The sequence below is a fragment of the Maridesulfovibrio bastinii DSM 16055 genome, assembly GCF_000429985.1.
Classification (GTDB): domain Bacteria; phylum Desulfobacterota; class Desulfovibrionia; order Desulfovibrionales; family Desulfovibrionaceae; genus Maridesulfovibrio; species Maridesulfovibrio bastinii.
The window spans coordinates 1-928 of sequence record NZ_KE387016.1 but is presented as its reverse complement, the minus strand read 5'-3'; the positions used below and the strand labels follow the sequence as shown (position 1 = coordinate 928).

The window sequence follows — 928 nt, the reverse complement described above, 5'->3', positions numbered from 1 at the left end:
GTTCACTGCCGGATAGGCAGCTTAGAAAAGCAGATGAATCTATTACCTTTCAGACAACAGGTTCACTGCCGGATAGGCAGCTTAGAAATGATTGACTGACTTCGATAACCGCGCCGGATAGTTCACTGCCGGATAGGCAGCTTAGAAACCACCCCTGCTTCTTTTTTTGCAAGACCAAGCAGTTCACAAACGGATAGTCATTTCCATTAAGTGCATAGAACCAACTGAGCCTACCACCGCAGTTAATCTTTAGATTGCGTACATTTTAGTATCTTATCCACAGTACCTATTTTGATTGTAAGGATTCTTTCCGGAGAGTCTTGAATCCAGTGGTATTTTGATGAGGTCGTTTGCGGTATACCAAGAGGAAGAAATTTACGGTTTTGATGTGTGAGATCTTATCAGAGGGCAAAAAAAAAGGCCCTGAGTAAAAAACTCAGGGCTTAAAAAAAAGTCCTTGCGACGACCTACTTTCCCACTAGCTACCTAGCAGTATCATTGGCGATGGAGGGCTTAACTTCCGAGTTCGGAATGGGATCGGGTGTGGCCCCTCCTCTATGGTCGCAAGGACAAATATTTAAAATATATAGTAAAATAGGGAAGAGAAGAAAGATAAGACTCACGATTTATTAGTACCGGTCAGCTGAGAGCTTCACAGCTCTTACACCTCCGGCCTATCAACCAGGTGGTCTACCTGGAATCTTTAGATGCTAAGCATAGGGAGAACTAATCTCAAGGCAGGCTTCCCGCTTAGATGCTTTCAGCGGTTATCCCTTCCGAACATAGCTACTCTGCAGTGCCGCTGGCGCGACAACAGAAACACCAGAGGTTCGTCCACCCCGGTCCTCTCGTACTAGGGGCAGCCCCTTTTCAATTCTCCTACGCCCACGGTAGATAGGGACCAAACTGTCTCACGACGTTTTAAACC

At 46.0% G+C, this 928-nt stretch carries 2 rRNA genes; both read right to left on the bottom strand.

The annotated features are described in order from the left end of the window. Nucleotides 1–454 precede the first annotated feature (454 nt). Nucleotides 455–569 (bottom strand): 5S ribosomal RNA (gene rrf / locus G496_RS0117415). Between the two features lie 39 nt (nucleotides 570–608). Continuing rightward, a 23S ribosomal RNA gene (locus G496_RS0117410) occupies nucleotides 609–928 on the bottom strand; the annotation flags it as partial.